The organism is Halobacillus sp. KGW1 (assembly GCF_001592845.1).
Lineage (GTDB): Bacteria > Bacillota > Bacilli > Bacillales > Halobacillaceae > Halobacillus.
Genome location: NZ_LSOC01000002.1, coordinates 1181605 through 1200113, shown reverse-complemented (window position 1 = coordinate 1200113; position 18509 = coordinate 1181605). Strand labels below are relative to the sequence as shown.

Genomic DNA, 18509 nt, shown 5'->3' with positions numbered 1-18509 from the left:
TGAGTGGCAATCTAGTCCAGTTTTCGGAGACGGAGCTGAGCTGAGTTTAATGGGGAACCGCCAGAGTGGTGACACTCGGTACTCAGTTGGGAAAACCTACTAGACCTAAGCCGCAATTTTTACCTGTTTCATGACCATTCCTTTCCTACATATGAAATGTAATTCTAATATATAGAGGTATAGAATGGACAATAAATTTAAAAGAGCCGTACAATTTAGTTTGAGTATTGCCGTTATCACATTCGTGTTAGCGGCTATTTTTTCAGTTATATCTTCTTCCGTGTTAAGTGGTGTCATATGGATCTTCGGCCTCGTCATTGTATTGATCATCGTATTGATTGGTGTCGTTTTCGATATGCTGGGCATAGCAGCCACTGCTGCAGATGAAACCCCGTTTCATGCCATGGCCTCTGAAAAGGTCCCAGGTGCGAAAGAAGCTATTGTCATCGTGAGAAACGCGGATCGATTCGCTAGTTTCTGTAACGACGTAATAGGGGATATATCTGGTATAGTCAGCGGAACAGCATCTGCTGTTGTCGTCATCCAACTCGCCAACTCCTTCGGCTACAATGAAGGTTCGACTGTGCAGATCGTCATCTCTGTCACACTGACAAGTATTGTCGCTGCGCTTACGGTCGGAGGGAAGGCATTAGGGAAATCCTTTGCTATTCACTCTTCCACGAAGATTATCTTTACAGCCGCAAAAGTAATTGCATGGTTAGAAAAGCGTCTGAAAGTAAAAATAGTAACAGGAACGGCGGCATCCGCAAAAAAATCAAGATAAATACAAGGGGGTCCATTTATGGATCTGTGTAAAATCAAAAATCCTTCCTTTCTAAAGGAAATGAATACAAAGCAGCTAGAAGTACTAGCGCAGGAAACAAGACAATTCCTTATTGAAAATCTGGCAGCGACAGGAGGGCACCTGGGGGCTAACCTCGGCGTAGTCGAACTGACGCTTGCTTTGCATAAAGTGTACAACAGTCCGGAAGACCGCCTGCTGTGGGACGTCGGACACCAGTCCTATATCCATAAAATCCTGACAGGGAGAGCAGACCAATTCGGCTCGCTTCGCCAATATAAAGGTCTGTGCGGATTCCCTAAGCGGGATGAGAGCGAACACGATGTCTGGGAAACGGGACACAGCTCCACGTCTCTTTCCGCAGCCATGGGAATGGCGATCGCAAGGGACCTTAAAAAAGAAAACCATTCGATCCTTCCGATTATTGGAGACGGCGCCCTTACAGGGGGAATGGCCTTGGAAGCGCTGAACCATATAGGGGATGAGAAGAAGAATGTAACCGTCATCTTAAATGATAACGAAATGTCCATCGCCAAAAACGTCGGTGCGCTGCACGGGGCACTTGCTCGAATGAGAAGTGCCGGGAAATATAACCGTGCAAAAGACGACTTAGAGTGGATCATGAAGAAGATCCCAGCCGTCGGCGGTAAGATTGCCCAAGTCGCTGAACGATTGAAAGACAGCATGAAATATTTCGTCGTTCCCGGCATGTTTTTTGAGGAACTGGGATTTACTTATTTTGGTCCTGTGGACGGGCATGATTTCGACGACCTTATCGAAAATCTCAAATATGCGAAGAAAACAGATGGTCCTGTCATCGTCCATGTCATGACCCAAAAAGGTAAAGGCTATCATCCGGCTGAGAATGATGTGAAAGACAAATGGCATGGCGTGGGCCCTTACAAGATCGAGTCCGGGGAGAAAATCAAGCCTGTAGATGCCCCTCCAGCATGGAGCTCGGTCATCAGTGAAGCTCTGCGGGTGGAAGCAAGAAAAGATGATCGTATTGTTGCAGTCACACCAGCAATGATTCTCGGTTCCAAGCTTGAAAAATTCGGCGAGGAGTTTCCGGACAGGCTCTATGATGTAGGTATCGCAGAACAACATGCGACCACGCTGTCTGCGGGGCTGGCAACTCAGGGGATGAAGCCGTTTTTGGCTATTTACTCGACATTCCTTCAACGCAGTTACGACCAGGTGATCCATGACATCGCCCGTATGAAACTGAATGTCATCCTTGGAATCGATCGTGCCGGGCTTGTCGGTGCGGATGGAGAAACACACCAGGGAGTATTCGATGTCGCGTTTCTACGTTCCATTCCGAATATGATCATTACTATGCCTAAAGACGAAAATGAGGCGCAGCACCTCGTTCATACGGCCGCGTCTTATGATGATGGTCCGTTTGCCATCCGCTATCCACGTGGAAATGCAAAAGGTGTGGAAGTGGATCGTGTTCAGAAGACGATACCGATCGGCAGTTGGGACGTTCTTAAAGAAGGTAAAGATGCTGTTATACTCACCTTCGGAACTACGATCGATATGGCCCTGGAAGCAAGCAGGCGTATGGAGAAGGAAGGACGCTCTGTCCGGGTTGTCAACGCCCGATTCATCAAACCGCTTGATGATGCGATGCTCCATGACATTATGAAGGAAGGTCTACCTATTATTACAGTCGAAGAAGCTGTTCTTCAGGGCGGTTTCGGAGCAAGCATCCTGGAATTTGCCGAAGAGAATGGGTATAACGGACAATTTGTGAAGCGTATGGGAATTCCGGACCGTTTTATTGAACACGGAAGTGTAAGTCAATTATGGGAAGAGATTGGATTGACGGAGGATGCGCTCGTCAAGAATCTAAAAGAATTGGTCCCAACTAAACAGCAAAGGGCATAACTAAGATATGGGCAGAAAAGTACGATTAGATGTTTTGTTAGTTGAAAAAGGCTACGTGGAGACGAGGGAGAAAGCCAAGCGCACCATCATGGCCGGTCTCGTCTTTCACGAGCAGAACCGTTTAGATAAGCCTGGCCAAAAGGTGGAGGAAGACCTGGAACTGACGGTTAAGGGAAAAGCCATTCCTTACGTAAGTCGTGGAGGACTGAAGCTGGAAAAAGCCTTGAAAGTGTTTGATTTGTCAGTTAGAGACAAAGTTATGATCGATATCGGCTCTTCCACCGGAGGATTTACCGATTGCGGTCTACAGAACGGTGTGAAAATGAGTTATGCCGTCGACGTCGGTTACAATCAGTTGGATTGGAAGCTGCGTAACAACGACCAGGTCGTTGTTATGGAACGAACCAACTTCCGTTACATGACGTCCGAGGATTTGTCCTACGGCACCCCTCAATTTGCTTCCATTGATGTATCATTCATATCCCTTCGAATCATCCTGCCGGTACTGGCGGATATTTTAGAAAAGGGCGGCGATGTCGTAGCTCTTATCAAACCCCAGTTTGAAGCAGGGAGAGAACAAGTGGGGAAAAAGGGCATCGTCAGAGATCCCGCCATTCATGGTCAAGTCGTTGAAACAATCCTTGATTTTGCTACAAAGTACGGATATTCTGTTTATGGACTCACGTATTCTCCGATCACCGGGGGAGACGGAAACATTGAATTTCTTGTTCATCTTCGTCTGACGGAGCAGGGGCAAGCGGTTATTAACAATAATGTCGATGTTCAGGCAGTTGTCAAGGAAGCGCATGATGCGCACGGCAAAAACGCATAATGTATAAAAAGGGCTGAGCTTCGGCCCTTTTCTTATGGAAGGACTTGAAATGGAGGATGGTCATGAATAAAGGACAACGTCATATCAAAATCAGGGAATTGATTACAAACGACGATATTGAAACGCAGGATGAACTGGTGGATCGTTTAAAGGGAATGGGGTACAACGTCACACAAGCAACGGTATCCCGTGATATAAAAGAACTGCACCTTGTCAAAGTTCCTATGATGGATGGTCGTTATAAATACAGCCTGCCTGCCGATCAGCGGTTCAACCCGTTGGAAAAGCTGAAAAGACTGATGATGGATGCTTTCGTCAGTATTGACCGCGCGGGTCACTTCATCATTTTGAAGACTCTGCCCGGGAATGCGAATGCCATTGGCGCATTGGTGGATAATTTAGATTGGGACGAGATCATGGGCACGATATGCGGGGATGATACGTGTTTGATTATTTGTCGAAGTGAGAAGCAGACAGAGGCGATAAGCGAACAGCTGCTAAATATGCTATAACTGAGGTGTATTTTCATGTTAACGGAATTATCCATTCGTGATTTTGCAATTATCGATCAGATTTCCATTACATTTAAAGAAGGTTTGACCGTTTTAACTGGAGAGACCGGTGCCGGTAAGTCGATTATCATCGATGCTATTCAACTGCTGTCAGGCGGAAGAGGCTCTGTAGAGTTCGTCCGGCATGGAACGAAAAAGGCGGAAATAGAGGGTTTATTTATCGTGGAGCGCGACCACCCGATTTACCGTACAGGGGAAGCGTTTGGAGTGGACATTCAGGATGATGGAATGGTTGTCTTGAACAGAACGATTACAAATCAGGGAAAGAGCATATGTCGCGTAAACGGAAAGCTTGTTACACTTGGCATTATGAAGGAGTTTGGTCAGGCCCTCATTGATATACACAGCCAACATGAAACACAGTCATTGATGGACCCTGATCGACACATAGAGCTTCTCGATGTATTTGCCGGGGAAGGCATTCGTCCGACGCTTGAAGAGTATCAGCAGGTCTTTGATAAGTACAGGACATTGAGGAAACGGTATAAGGATTTGAGTCAGAATGAGCAGGAGATGGCGCAGCGGCTTGACCTTCTTGAATTTCAGCTTCGCGAACTTCAGGAAGCGGAGATGGAACCTAAAGAGGATGAAGAGCTGGCTGAGGAACGTAAGAAACTGCTTAATTATGAGAAAATTTATCAAGGCATTCATGATGCCTATTATTCCCTTTATGGTGAACAGCGGGGTCTCGATTGGCTTAGTCATGCGATGACTTCCTTGGAAAGCACGGCGGATGTCGATGAAAACATCGCAAAAATATCAGAGGAATTGGCTAATTCTTATTATTTAATCGAAGAAATGACCTTCCAGTTGAGCAGTCAAATGGCTGAACTGGAATTTGATCCTGAACGATTGAATCAGATGGAGTCAAGGTTGAATGAGCTCAACCGTTTGAAGAAAAAATATGGTGGTACAGTGGATGATATGCTTCAATACGCATCTAAGATTGAGGAAGAAATTGATGAGATTAAGAACAAAGACTCTCATTTAAGTAAGATGGAATCAGACATATATGAACTTGGTCAGGATGCCGTATTAGAAGCGAAAGCAATCCACGACATACGAATGGAAGCAGCTTCGCGTCTAGGGGAATACATTCATGAAGAGCTGCGCGATTTATATTTAGAAAAAGCATCTTTTGCGGTTGATATCCGTATGAAGGAAGGAAAAGAACAGGATCCAATGTTTGAAGGTAAGCCGGTTCAGCTGATGCCAAACGGTACGGATATTGTGAAATTCCTCATTACCACAAATCCAGGAGAACCGCTTAAAGAATTACATAAAGTAGCTTCCGGTGGAGAAATGTCACGTATAATGCTTGCACTAAAGCGGATATTTTCCAGACACCAGGGAGTAACGAGCGTCATATTCGATGAAGTCGACACAGGTGTAAGCGGCAGAGTAGCTCAGGCGATTGCTGAGAAGATATACGGCATCTCCGAAGGATCCCAAGTGCTCTGCATCTCCCACCTGCCACAAGTAGCTGCAATGGCCGATACGCACATTAGGATTGAGAAGCGCGTGGATAATGATCGAACCCACACAGCTGCTTCGGAATTAACACACGAAGAGCAGGCGGATGAAATTTCACGAATGATTACCGGCGCAGAATTGACGGAAACGACAGTCGAGCATGCAAAAGAACTACTCGTTATGGCAGATAAACATAAACGTAATAAATAACAGGGATCAGGTAAAAATAGGCGCAGATGCTTTTTCTGCGCCTATTTTGTTTTATTCAAGGGATATCTTACATGGGCAGGGAATGGGTACTATATTTACTGTGATTATGCTCGTTTAAAAAAAGGGGCGGAAGACCACATTATAAGTAAGCCATTTAGTTGGTACTGGAGTTAGAAGGAGAGTGAACCCGTGAATGTAAGGATAATGAAATATATATGTGGTTCTGTTCTCCTGCTGTTCATGCTCACGTTACCATTATTGACACCTGTTCAACAATATTTGTCCATCCCAACAGAAATGAAAGTGACGACTGCCAATTCTGTATCTACACCTGTTTGGAATGACGATTCCAAGGCACTTACGGCATTTTCATCTACTGATGATGACGAGGTGTTCCATGAGTTTGCAGGAATTCCTCTTAAGAAGACGAGCGTACAAGGGATGAAAGACATCCGGCTCGTACCGGGGGGACAGTCGGTAGGCGTCGAACTGCATACGAAAGGCGTCCTCGTAGTCGGCCACCATTTAGTTAGTGGTGAAGGAGCGGAAAAAGCCTCTCCTGGTGAAGAAGCAAATATCCATGTGGGGGATATTCTCCTTAAAGGTAATGGCAAGGACCTTCACAGCATGGAGCAGCTGTCCTCCATCGTCAAGGAGTCAGGAGAGAAAGAAAATGCTGTCGACCTTACGATTAAACGTGGAGAAGAAACGATTCAAACTTCGTTAACACCGGCGTTCAACGCGCAGGAAAACGAGTATCAGATCGGCCTGTATATTAGAGATTCCGCTGCAGGAATCGGAACGATGACATTTTACCATCCACAAAGTAAGAAATATGGAGCGCTCGGGCACGTGATCTCGGATATGGATACAAAAAAACCGATCGAGATTCATGAAGGTACCATAGTAAAATCCCAAGTAACTTCCATTGAAAAGGGAAGTCGGGGAATCCCGGGAGAAAAGCGGGCTAAGTTCTCATTGAAAGACGATAAGCTCGGAAATATTACCAAGAATACGCCGTTTGGTATATTCGGCGAACTAGAGGGCGATATGGAGAACAGCGCTTACCCTGAAGGCTTACCAGTCGGATTTGCGGAAGAGGTTAAAGAAGGACCCGCACAAATCATGACGGTGCTGGATGGAGAAAGAATGCAGACTTTCGATGTGGAAATCGTGAGCAACACGCCGAAGAAATCAGCCGTTACAAAAGGCATGATCGTCAAGATTACAGATAAAGAACTGTTGAAGAAAACCGGAGGAATTGTTCAAGGAATGAGTGGAAGTCCAATCATTCAGAATGGCAAAATTATCGGTGCCGTCACGCATGTTTTTGTCAACGATCCTACTAGTGGTTACGGTGTGCACATCGAATGGATGCTGCAAGAAGCGGGAATCGATATTTATGAAGAAAAAGGTCAAAAAGCAAGCTAAGAAGAACCCTGAACGGGGTTCTTCTTTTTTTTGGTAGAAATATCTGCAACGTCATCGACATGATTCGACAAATGGAGGATATCAATGTCGAAACAGTGCGATTTTTAAAGTATTTTAAAGCATTTAAGAGATAATCTCGAATATTAAAATTTTTTTGTTATAATAAAAAAGGGTTAGATTTCCTGTCTGTCGAACTTATGAATTACAGAGAAAAGAGGACAATTTTGTAAGGAGGAAAATTAATGGAAAAAATTCAAGTTTGTTTGGCTGATGATAATCGCGAGCTGGTGAAGCTTCTTGAGGATTATTTTGAGGACACGCACGATATCGATGTCATTGGGACGTCATTTAATGGTAAAGATTGTCTCCAAATGGTCGAAGAAAAGAATCCCGATGTGCTCATTCTCGACATCATCATGCCTCACTTGGACGGATTAGCGGTTTTGAATAAATTGAGAGAGCTGGACAAGCAGCCGGAAGTGATCATGTTAACAGCGTTCGGACAGGAAGAAGTGACGAAAAAAGCGGTGGAATTAGGTGCTGCCTACTTCATGATGAAACCGTTCGACCTGGATCACCTGGGAGAGCAGGTCCGCCAGATCAAGCATGCCGGAGATCCGATAAATCGTGCACTTGGAAACACCTACACGTCTACGAAGTCCAAGAAACCAGACTTGGATACGAGCATTACGCATATCATTCACGAAGTCGGTGTTCCTGCGCATATTAAAGGGTATCAATATCTGCGGGAGGCCATCACGATGGTGTATCGCGATTTGGAACTGCTCGGCTCCATTACGAAAGTCCTTTATCCTGATATTGCAACGAAATACAACACGACGGCTTCCAGAGTGGAAAGGGCGATCCGCCATGCGATTGAAGTAGCCTGGAATCGTGGAAACATTGACGCGATCTCTTCCTTGTTCGGTTACACCATCTCCAATACGAAAGCAAAACCGACGAACTCAGAGTTCATCGCAATGGTAGCGGACAGGCTCCGCCTGGAGCATAAAGCAAGTTGAACGCGAAACACGAGGGGGTATTTCCCCTCGTGTTTTTTATTTCATCATCCTGACAATTTCTTCTGCCATGGACATATCATCGTAAAACCCTTCATCAATCCGATCCAATTCAGGCAGCAGGCACGTATAAATATGTTCCTCCAAGAACAATAATCCATCCCGGTTCAACTGTCTGTAGCTGAAAGGAAGATCCAAGTAGTGAATGATGATATAGCGATGGCCCGTTTCCATGTATGTACAAAGGATATGAATTTCGCTGTTCTCCGGATAATACCTTGTTCCTCCGAATCCATCTCTGCGTAACACCATCTGACTACTCCTCCTTTCATATCCATAATAAAGCAAATAAGACAAAGATGTAACAGATATACATAAATAATGTAAAAATTCCCAACATAAAGTCGAAAATATTTTATATAATCTTTTTTTTCATAAATATCTATTCTATTCTCCTCTTATTTTGTGGTACAATTCTTAATTATTAATTACTTTGGTTCACTAATGGGGTGTTGTACATATGAAAGTTATTAAATTTGGTGGCAGCTCTGTAGCAGATGCGGGGCAAATCAAAAAAGTAAAAGGGATTATTGAATTGGATGATACTCGGCGTGTTGTCGTTGTGTCGGCGCCTGGCAAGCGATATAAAGAGGATACAAAGGTAACCGATTTATTAATCGAGCTGGGAATGGCTTTACAGGCAGGAGTTATGAAAGAAGATGTATATAAAACAATTCTGGATCGTTTCCGGTCTATGACAGAAGAGCTCGACCTTTCGATAAGCGTGATGGAGTCTGTAAAAGAACAAATCGACAACGCCGTTCAGATGATACAAGAGGGGCACAGCCATGGGCTTGATTCCCTGAAAGCTTGTGGTGAAGACGGATCCGCACGTATCATCAGTGCTTATTTGGAGAAGTCAGGTCTGTCTGCTTCCTATGTAAATCCCAAAGACGCAGGTATTCTCGTCAGGGATGAGCCTGGAGGAGCCATCGTTTTAGAGGAAAGTTTCGATCGATTGTATGAATTAAGAAGTCGGAACGAAATTTTAGTCATACCCGGATTCTTTGGGTTTACACCGGAAGGAGAGATCGTAACTTTCTCCAGAGGAGGTTCGGATATAACCGGTTCCATTGTTGCTGCCGGGTTAAAAGCCGAGCTTTATGAGAACTTTACTGATGTTGATTCGGTATTTTGTGTTAATCCAATGTATGTGGACAAACCAAAGCCGTTGACATCCTTAACCTACAGGGAAATGAGAGAGCTGTCTTATGCAGGCTTTTCCGTCTTCCATGATGAAGCTCTCATACCGGCCTTTAAAGCGAAAATACCGGTATGCATAAAAAACACAAATAATCCTTCTGCTCCAGGGACGATGATCGTAGCAGAGCTGCCTGAGCGGGAAAGCCATGTCGTAGGAATTGCAAGTGATGACGGCTTTCTGAATTTATATGTCAGTAAATATTTGATGAACCGTGAGATCGGATTCGGTCGAAAACTACTTCAAATACTGGAAGATGAAGAGGTTTCCTTTGAGCACGCTCCTTCGGGAATCGATGACATGTCTGTTGTCATCAGAGAACATCACCTTCCACCAGAGAAGGAAGAAGTGGTGGTAAATCGGATCAAAGAAGAGTTGAAAGTTGACACGGTACTGATTGAACGAGAGATGGCTATGATTATGATTGTAGGGGAAGGGATGAACCAAACAGTCGGCATTGCCAGTCAAGCAGCATCTGCTTTCAGGGAGGCTGGTGTGAATATAGAAATGATTAATCAAGGATCATCCGAAGTAGCCATGATGTTCGGTGTGAAATCCTCCGGGCTTTCGGATGCTCTTCAATCCCTTTATCATACCTTTTTTGAATAAGAGGCATGGGCGTTCTGTGTAAGGACGGGGGCAGAAAAAAAGGCGAAACAGCTACGATTGCTGTTTCGCCTTTTGTTGATTTCGGCACACGGTATAAAGGTCATCCAGTGTCTCGATCTTATGATTCAGCGCCTTAGAGAGGAGGAATTGGAACAACTCTGCGGTCATGATGGCATCATTCAACGCGTGATGGCGTTCCCGTTTGTCTATCCCTACATATTTTAATAATGGATCAAGCTGGTGTTTGACGTGTGGCAGAAGCCATTGTGCCATTATCTGTGAATCCAATACATGGGGTTCATAGTCCGGCAGCTTCCATCGTTTTAACATAGCTCTCAGAAAACGCATATCAAACTTTGCCGGATGGGCGACCAAGACGGACCCTTCACTGAATTCCAGGAAATTTGTAAAACCTTCGATGAAAGGACTTGCATCCATGAGCTGTTGCTTAGTGAGTCCTGTAAGGCGTAATGTTTGATTGTTAACAGGACGGATAGGACGGATGATTTGATGAAACTTCCGACTCCTGCAGGCATGAAGACCGTTTAAACGGATGGCCCCTATAGAAATGATCTCATGACCAATTTCCGGAAAGAAGCCGGTTGTTTCTAGATCGAAAATTGTAAAATCCAATTCTTCCAATTTTTTTTGGTGGAAACGAGTGTCTTTTTCATATAGAGACAATGTTTCCTCCAGCGATTGATAAATGTTCCATTTCAAAAATGGTTTGATTTTAAAATGATACATCGGTTTCTCAAAAAAGATATATTTAATAATTTGTAAGTCAACAGGTAACAACTATACCACCCGATTTCGGTTATAGCTCAACTCTAAAACTTGCTGCAGTCGTTTGGCGATGATCAGCGCTTCCTTTAAAGAGCGGCGCTCTTCTTTTTTCAGAGAGCCGAGCTTCAAATCATTGGACAATGGTTCATCGTCGTCAAGTTGATCTAGATTTGCTTTTAGCCGGAACAACATCAGCCTGTGCAGGGCTGTCTTTGCATTTTCCACATCGCGTGGATGGAAGCGCTCCTGCTCAGCCAATGCCTCCAGCCTGTTTACGGTATTGATTTCTTCGATGCCGTACTTCATGCTGTATATCCTGACGGCATTCACAATCTGCATAATTGCAGATTTCTTTAAATTTAATGTCCGTTTTTTACCGATTCCGGTAATCCGTCCGAAGGGCTGGACAGGGACGCGGAATCTCAATGTATCCTTCATCAGCAGTTGATGGAGGTTCAATGATTTTTGAACGCGCTTGGTCACATATTTTTTTAAATCATAGGCTAGTGAATAATCTCCAATGATCGGACGGAAATCCATGAAGATAGTAAAATCGCGGATCTCTTCCGCATCCATTTTGGCAATCCAGCGGTCGATACTTGCGTGCCACTGGCTTGTCTGCTGACGCCACTTATCTTCTCTTGCCATAATTCCGCCTGTACAATAAGGATAGCCGCACTCATTCAGCATGTCGTTAATTTTACCGGCAAAGATTCGGAAGTATTCTTCTATCGTCTTTTTATGCTTGGAACTGCTGTAGTCAGCGAGAATCATGGCATTGTCCTGATCCGTGGAGAAAGCTTGCTCTTTACGTCCCTCACTTCCCATGACCAGGAAGCAGTAATTGATTGGAGGTGCTCCGTACCCCTCTTTTACCATTTCATCTTCCGCGATTTGTACGACCTGTTTGTGCAGCCTGTCGTTGTAGTTGGTCATTAATTCAGCAATATCGTACGCAAACATGTTGTCTTTAATCAGACTGGACACAAACTGCTGGAATCTTGCATTGTAAATGGGAGAAAGTGGACGGATTTCATCAATGCTGGCTGCGTTTGATATTTTGTATGTTAAATCGAAATAAACGGAGTTCTTGATGGTGAAGAAGGAAGACTGTCTGAGGATTCCAACCACCTTATCTTTGTGGAGAACCGGTATGATTTCCGTTGGATGGTGTTTCAAATAACTCAGCGCATCATAGATGAATTCCTGTTCGTTAATCTCATAGGACTCCTCCGTCATGTAAGTCCGAACGGGATTTTTGTGCTCATTTTCAAAATAGGCCTTTAAAATCTGGCCGTATCCGATCATCCCAAGCATCGAGCTTTGGTCGTCGCTTACAATAAGCGCTTCTATCTTCTGCTGCTGCAGCATGCGGGCTGCTTTTTCAATGGAGGATTCCGGGTGTATAAACGTTGGAAGTTCCATATAGGCATCTGCACGCTTTTTGTAAAGCTCACGATCGTCCTGCTCATCCGTGGTGGAACTTTTATACTTCACCTCGTCATAGAGGCTCTTCATTAAATGGCTGATTCCATCCATGACGACCTTGGAGAAATGAGTGTTGTTCGACATCGTTTGTAAAAACGATTCCCTCTCGAAGCAGACCGTTTTGACCGGTTCCAGCGCCTGGACAGAAAAGCGCATTTCTCCGCTCGTAAGAAGAATCATCACTCCTACCAGGTCTCCCGGGTAGTAGAACCTTACAGAGAGCTGGCGACCATTGGACCGGTGCATGATGTTTTTTGCAAGACCGGATACGAGGAAGTGGATGTCAATTCTGTCTTCATCCTGATCTTCATGAATGATAAATTCATTGGTGCTGTATTCTTTGACTACGGCTTTGCCGAAAATCTCTTCAAATTCCTCGTCCGAAAGCAAGTCAAAAGGATATTGCTTTCGAAACAATTCGAACTCTGTCACAGAGCAAAACTCCTTTGTATCTGTTTAGTGATCCTGTTTGAAACGACCTTTTGTCAGTCCTCTTTTTCTGTCTCTGTATAAGATGAAACCGCCGATCCAAAGAAGGCCGCCGAGGAAAAAAAGCAAACCGGTAAGACCTTGGACAGCGATGTGAAAATATATCTCGTGGAATTCTCCGAAGAGAGCATCCCGGATTAATTTAATTCCATAGACAGCGAGTATTCCCGGTGTGACTAACACTAATAAGGCAAGTAAGCGCATGAGCACAGCTCCTTTGTTTCAATCCAAGTTAAGTATATCAAATGGAGCCGTGGGAGGGAACTGTTGGTCTTCTTGCTAAAACATGCAGAATGTTATAGGATGAAAGTACGCAAAATATTGCAGGGTGTGGTGAAATGAAACGTGTGTTGATTGTTGGTGCAGGGAAGGGTGGCGCGGCTCTTCTTAAATTATTGAATGAAATTGAGCGCATGCAGGTCGTTGCTATTACCGATATCGATCCTGATGCGGAAGGCTTAATGCTGGCAGAGCAGATGCAGATTCCGTCAGACCGTCATTGGGAGAACTGGATACATAAAGACATCGATATCGTCATTGAGGCGACAGGCAGTGATGCCGTCTTTGGGGAAATCCGTGCAAAAAGGATGCCTTCCACAGTTGTTATACCTGGTTCGGTAGCGTACGTAACATCGGAACTTCTAGAAGAAAAAGAGGCACTTGTTCAAGAGTTGAAACAACAGACGCAAAACCAACACCTTATCTTGAACAGCATTCACGACGGGATGATCGTCATTGGTGAAAACAGCCGCGTCTCCTTTGTGAATCAAAGTGCTGCACGTATTCTTGATAAAGACAAAAGAGAGATCGTTGGTTTTCCGGTAACAGATGTCATTCCGGCTTCCAGACTTCCCCGTATTCTCGCTTCCAGGAAGAAAGAACTGAATCAGCAGCTCGAATTGGAGAACGGAAAGAAAGTCATTACGACAAGGATTCCTATGATTGGGCAAGATCAGAAAGTTATAGGTGCTTTCGCTGTTTTTCAAGATATTACGGAAGTAGTGGATCTCGCAGAAGAGGTTACGAATTTAAAGGAAATACAGACCATGCTTGAAGCGATCATTCATTCTTCGGATGAAGCGATTTCCGTAGTAGACGAAAATGGAAGCGGTTTAATGATTAACCCCGCCTATACAAGGATTACCGGACTTTCTGAAGAGGAAATCGTGGGCAAACCGGCAACGGTGGATATAGCAGAAGGGGAAAGTATGCACATGAAAGTACTCCGCACGCGCCGCCCGGTGAGGGGCGTGCGGATGAAGGTAGGGCCGGCGAATAAAGATGTCCTCGTCAACGTAGCTCCGGTAATCGTTGACGGCCGACTGAAAGGGAGCGTAGGTGTTCTTCATGACGTGTCGGAGATTCAGTCGTTAACGTCTGAATTGAAGAGGGCCCGCCAGATCATCCGCAGTCTGGAAGCTAAGTATACCTTTGATGATATAGTGGGAAGGTCACAGGAGATGACGCTGGCGTTGGAGCAGGCAAAAGTAGGCGCCAGAACCCCCGCAACGGTTCTGCTCCGCGGCGAATCAGGCACAGGAAAGGAGCTTTTCGCGCACGCCATTCATAATGAAAGCAAGCGGCGGCATAATAAGTTCATCCGTGTCAATTGTGCGGCGATCGCCGAATCGCTTTTGGAGAGTGAGTTATTCGGTTATGAGGATGGAGCATTCTCCGGTGCGAAACGAGGAGGAAAAAAAGGGCTTTTTGAAGAGGCGAATCATGGAAGTATCTTTCTCGATGAGATTGGGGAGCTTACCCTTTCCATGCAGGCAAAACTTCTCCGCGTCCTGCAGGAAAACGAAATTGTCCGTGTCGGAGGAACGAAACCTGTACATGTAGACGTCCGCGTCATTGCGGCCACGAACGTCAATCTCGAAAAAGCGATTATGAACAAAACCTTTCGTGAAGATTTGTACTATCGCTTGAACCGTCTTCCGATCTATATACCTCCCCTCAGGGAAAGAAAGGAAGATGTTATATCTTTAGCCCGTCATCTGATTAGTAAGCTGAATGAAGATTACGGGAGGCATGTACAGCATATGGATGAGGAAGCTTACGGGTTGCTGAAAGAGTATGGATGGCCGGGAAACGTTCGTGAGCTTGAGAACGTACTCGGGAGAGCGATGATCTATATGGAGAATATGGAGGATACGATTCTTGCAGAACATCTTCCTCCGTTGACGAAAGCTGCACGTACGGAGTACATTCCTTCCGAAAACACCTCTTGGCCGGAAGTTACATTACAAGAAGCTGTGGATGATTATGAGAAGAAGTTACTGGCAAAAGCGTACCGTTCCCACGGCTTTAATAAAACGAAAACAGCCAAAGCGCTTGGAATCTCGATCCGGAACTTATATTATAAATTAGAGAAGTATGATTTGGACAAAAAAAGCATGCAAGAATTTTCATAGTGAAAAACTTTGCATTCCCGCTTTGTGCATTTCTCGGCTTTTTACGCGGCTGCGAGTTGGCACCGTTCTTGCAAGTAATGAAGAGGGAGGGAAAGTATGATAACTACTTTAGATGCATTAGTGGATCAAATAGACAGGACGAACAAAAAAACAGTTGCAGTAGCTCAAGCGGCGGATGCTGCCGTTCTTACAGCAGTAAAACGAGCGTTGGACCAAGAAATAGCCGATTTTATTCTGACTGGAGAAACGGAGGCAATCAATCAGGCTGCCAAAGATGCAGGCATTGATTTGTCCGAAAGGGGCGTGCGTGTTCTGGATGTTCCATCTATAGAAAGTGCAGGCGCTGCAGTAAAGGCAGTCCATGATGGAGAAGCCCATGTGCTTATGAAAGGGAATATCGACACGAAAACCTTGCTTAAAGCAGTCCTGAATAAAGAATACGGGCTGAGAAAAGGGTCTGTTCTGTCCCATGTGGCTCTTTTTGAAATACCCGGAAGGGATAAACTTATATTCCTTACGGATGCGGCGATGAATATTGCTCCTTCACTGGAAGAGAAGGTTCAAATTATTCAGAACGCAGTCGAAACAGCGAGACGTGCTGGTTGGGAGATGCCGAAAGTAGCACCGCTTGCTGCTGTTGAAGTAGTAAATCCGGCGATGCCTGCAACACGGGATGCGGCTGTTCTTTCACAAATGAACCGGCGCGGTCAAATTAAGGACTGCCTGGTTGATGGTCCGTTAGCTTTTGATAATGCTGTCGATGAGAAAGCAGCCAGACAGAAAGGGATACATTCAGAAGTAGCGGGTAAAGCCGATATTCTGGTTGTCCCTACCATTGAAGTGGCTAATGCCTTATATAAATCATTCATGTACTTTGCAGGCGCGAAGGTGGCAGGTGTCATCAGCGGTGCTAAAGCACCGATTGTACTAACCTCCCGAGCGGATGATGCACAAAGCAAGATATATTCCCTGGCACTCGCACTTCGGGCCAGCTATTAATAAGGAGGAATCACCATGGAAATTTTCAACTATATGAAAGAATACGATTATGAGCAACTGTTATTTTGTCACGATGAGCAATCAGGATTAAAAGCAATCATTGCTATTCATGATACAACATTGGGTCCGGCTCTCGGCGGTACCAGGATGTGGACATATGCATCAGAAGATGAAGCGGTGGAAGATGCGCTTCGACTCGCGAAAGGAATGACCTACAAAAACGCGGCTGCCGGTTTGAACCTTGGCGGCGGAAAGACGGTCATCATCGGCGATCCTAAGAAAGAGAAGAACGAGGAAATGTTCCGCGCATTCGGGCGCTACATACAAGGACTGAATGGTCGTTACATCACGGCAGAGGACGTAGGGACAACGGTACAGGATATGGACTTGATTCATGAAGAGACCGACTATGTTACAGGTATTTCTCCTGCATTCGGTTCTTCCGGAAACCCGTCTCCAGTAACAGCATACGGCGTGTATCGAGGGATGAAAGCGGCGGCTAAGGAAGGGTTCGGGACGGATTCCTTAGAAGGAAAGACCGTAGCTGTGCAAGGAGTAGGAAACGTTGCCTTCAATCTTTGCCGTCACCTGCATGAAGAAGGTGCGAACTTAATAGTGACAGACATTAATAAAGAGGCAGTTCAACGAGCGGTAGAAGAATTCGGTGCGAAAGCGGTCGAGCCGGATGAAATTTACGGGGTTGAATGTGATATCTATGCACCATGTGCGCTTGGTGCGACCATCAACGACAATACGATTCCTCAATTAAAGGCCAAAGTAATTGCAGGCGCAGCAAATAATCAGCTGAAAGAGACGCGTCATGGAGATATTCTTCATGAGAAAGGCGTTGTTTATACACCTGATTATGTCATCAATGCCGGAGGTGTCATCAACGTTGCCGATGAACTTTACGGGTATAACAAAGATCGTGCTATGAAGCGTGTGGAAACAATCTACGATAATGTCGCGCGCGTTTTCGAAATATCCAAGCGTGACCACATTCCGAGTTATGTAGCTGCAGATCGAATGGCGGAAGAGAGAATTGAACGTATGCGTCGTTCCCGCAGCCAGTTCCTTCAAAATGGACATCACATTCTTAGCAGAAGACAGAACAGATAAAGGAGATTTATCAGTGAGTACACATCGGATTCTTGTGATTAACCCTGGGTCTACATCGACAAAAATCGGAGTCTTCGATGGAACAGAGTCCGTTCTGGAGAAGACAATCCGTCACAGCGCAGATGAGCTGAGTGAATTTAAACGTGTTATTGATCAATATGAGTTCCGAAAGCGTATCATTCTCGATGTGCTGGATGGAGAGGGCATAAATATCAGTAAATTGAGTGCCGTCTGTGGACGCGGCGGCCTGCTTCGGCCGATTGAAGGTGGTACTTATGAAGTGAACGATGCCATGCTTCAGGACTTGAGAGATGGATATAATGGAGAACATGCGTCGAACCTCGGTGGGATCATCGCCCACGAAATCGCGAAAGGGCTGAATATTGGTGCCTATATCGTTGATCCTGTCGTCGTTGATGAACTTCATGATCTGGCAAAGGTGTCAGGAGTACCGGAAATCCCACGTAAAAGTATATTTCACGCACTTAATCAGAAGGCGGTCGCAAGGAGAGCGGCTGCCGACCTGAAGCGCTCTTATAAGGAAAGCCGCTTGATCGTTGCCCATATGGGAGGGGGAATCACGGTCGGTGCACATTCCGGCGGCCGTGTTATTGATGTCAACAACGGTTTACACGGAGACGGGCCGTTTTCCCCGGAAAGAGCGGGAACCGTTCCAGCAGGTGACTTGGTCTCTTTATGTTTCTCGGGACAATATTATCGGGATGAAATCATGAAGAAACTTGTCGGTCAAGGGGGACTGATGGCATATCTTGACACAAATGATGCGCGAGAGGTCGAACGCTTGGTAGAGAACGGGGATAAAAAAGCTGCCTTGATCTTTGATGCGATGGCCTATCAGATTGCCAAAGAAATCGGCAGCATGAGTACAGTCCTTGAAGGTAAGGTCGATGCGATCGCATTAACCGGAGGGCTTGCTTATGGGAAAGACTTCGTTGAAGCGATCTCCCGCAGGGTCCAGTGGATTGCCGATGTCCTCGTGTATGCTGGTGAGAATGAGCTGGAGGCTTTAAATGAGGGCACACTCCGCATATTAAATAAGGAAGAAGCACCTAAGCAGTATCCTAATTTTATGGAATAGGAAGGAGAATTCC

Annotated in this window: 16 protein-coding genes; 12 read left to right on the top strand and 4 right to left on the bottom strand. The window is 45.3% G+C overall.

Annotated elements, in window-relative coordinates; genetic code table 11:
- Window positions 1-184 precede the first annotated feature (184 nt).
- The 7 genes from AXG56_RS06815 to spo0A all read left to right on the top strand — a co-directional run bounded on the left by AXG56_RS06815 (window position 185) and on the right by spo0A (window position 8235).
- On the top strand, window positions 185-784 hold the full coding sequence (locus AXG56_RS06815) for a hypothetical protein (protein WP_008639239.1): 600 nt from the start codon (window positions 185-187) through the stop codon (window positions 782-784).
- Between the two features lie 18 nt (window positions 785-802).
- Complete coding sequence (gene dxs / locus AXG56_RS06810) at window positions 803-2695, top strand: 1-deoxy-D-xylulose-5-phosphate synthase (protein ID WP_062513742.1); 1893 nt, start codon at window positions 803-805, stop codon at window positions 2693-2695.
- A gap of 7 nt (window positions 2696-2702) precedes the next feature.
- On the top strand, window positions 2703-3527 hold the full coding sequence (locus AXG56_RS06805) for a TlyA family RNA methyltransferase (RefSeq protein ID WP_008639235.1): 825 nt from the start codon (window positions 2703-2705) through the stop codon (window positions 3525-3527).
- Window positions 3528-3589: 62 nt separating this feature from the next.
- On the top strand, window positions 3590-4039 hold the full coding sequence (gene ahrC, locus AXG56_RS06800; protein WP_008639233.1) for a transcriptional regulator AhrC/ArgR: 450 nt from the start codon (window positions 3590-3592) through the stop codon (window positions 4037-4039).
- Between the two features lie 15 nt (window positions 4040-4054).
- A complete protein-coding gene (gene recN, locus AXG56_RS06795) occupies window positions 4055-5782 on the top strand; it encodes a DNA repair protein RecN (RefSeq protein ID WP_062513740.1) in 1728 nt (575 codons plus the stop codon).
- A 189-nt stretch (window positions 5783-5971) separates the two neighbouring features.
- Window positions 5972-7213, top strand: a complete 1242-nt coding sequence (gene spoIVB / locus AXG56_RS06790) for a SpoIVB peptidase (RefSeq protein WP_008639228.1) — start codon at window positions 5972-5974, stop codon at window positions 7211-7213.
- 242 nt (window positions 7214-7455) lie between these two features.
- Window positions 7456-8235, top strand: coding sequence for a sporulation transcription factor Spo0A (gene spo0A, locus AXG56_RS06785; protein WP_008639226.1), 780 nt, complete (start codon window positions 7456-7458; stop codon window positions 8233-8235).
- A gap of 36 nt (window positions 8236-8271) precedes the next feature.
- Here spo0A and AXG56_RS06780 read toward each other — a convergent pair whose 3' ends face one another.
- Complete coding sequence (locus AXG56_RS06780) at window positions 8272-8544, bottom strand: hypothetical protein (RefSeq protein WP_008639223.1); 273 nt, start codon at window positions 8542-8544, stop codon at window positions 8272-8274.
- 208 nt (window positions 8545-8752) lie between these two features.
- Between AXG56_RS06780 and AXG56_RS06775 the strand changes: the two genes are divergently transcribed.
- Window positions 8753-10102, top strand: a complete 1350-nt coding sequence (locus tag AXG56_RS06775; RefSeq protein WP_062513738.1) for an aspartate kinase — start codon at window positions 8753-8755, stop codon at window positions 10100-10102.
- A 51-nt stretch (window positions 10103-10153) separates the two neighbouring features.
- On the opposite strand, the gene AXG56_RS06770 is transcribed toward AXG56_RS06775, so the two are convergent.
- The 3 genes from AXG56_RS06770 to AXG56_RS06760 are packed head-to-tail and all read right to left on the bottom strand — an operon-like array spanning window position 10154 to window position 13069.
- Window positions 10154-10900 (bottom strand): PolC-type DNA polymerase III, encoded by a 747-nt coding sequence (locus AXG56_RS06770; RefSeq protein WP_062513736.1) that lies wholly within the window; start codon window positions 10898-10900, stop codon window positions 10154-10156.
- The gene (locus tag AXG56_RS06765; protein WP_008639016.1) at window positions 10901-12808 is read right to left on the bottom strand and encodes a DUF294 nucleotidyltransferase-like domain-containing protein; all 1908 of its coding nucleotides are present in this window, start codon (window positions 12806-12808) and stop codon (window positions 10901-10903) included.
- Between the two features lie 24 nt (window positions 12809-12832).
- Window positions 12833-13069 (bottom strand): DUF2627 family protein, encoded by a 237-nt coding sequence (locus AXG56_RS06760; RefSeq protein ID WP_008639018.1) that lies wholly within the window; start codon window positions 13067-13069, stop codon window positions 12833-12835.
- Between the two features lie 134 nt (window positions 13070-13203).
- Between AXG56_RS06760 and AXG56_RS06755 the strand changes: the two genes are divergently transcribed.
- From AXG56_RS06755 to buk, 4 genes are all read left to right on the top strand, one after another.
- Entirely contained in the window at window positions 13204-15279 is a 2076-nt protein-coding gene (locus AXG56_RS06755; protein ID WP_008639020.1) for a sigma-54-dependent Fis family transcriptional regulator, read from the top strand.
- A gap of 96 nt (window positions 15280-15375) precedes the next feature.
- Window positions 15376-16278 (top strand): phosphate butyryltransferase, encoded by a 903-nt coding sequence (gene yqiS, locus AXG56_RS06750; protein WP_035387976.1) that lies wholly within the window; start codon window positions 15376-15378, stop codon window positions 16276-16278.
- A gap of 15 nt (window positions 16279-16293) precedes the next feature.
- Complete coding sequence (bcd, locus tag AXG56_RS06745; RefSeq protein WP_008639024.1) at window positions 16294-17397, top strand: branched-chain amino acid dehydrogenase; 1104 nt, start codon at window positions 16294-16296, stop codon at window positions 17395-17397.
- Window positions 17360-18496, top strand: a complete 1137-nt coding sequence (gene buk / locus AXG56_RS06740; RefSeq protein WP_062514128.1) for a butyrate kinase — start codon at window positions 17360-17362, stop codon at window positions 18494-18496. The genes bcd and buk overlap by 38 nt, the downstream gene beginning before the upstream one ends.
- Window positions 18497-18509: the final 13 nt, after the last annotated feature.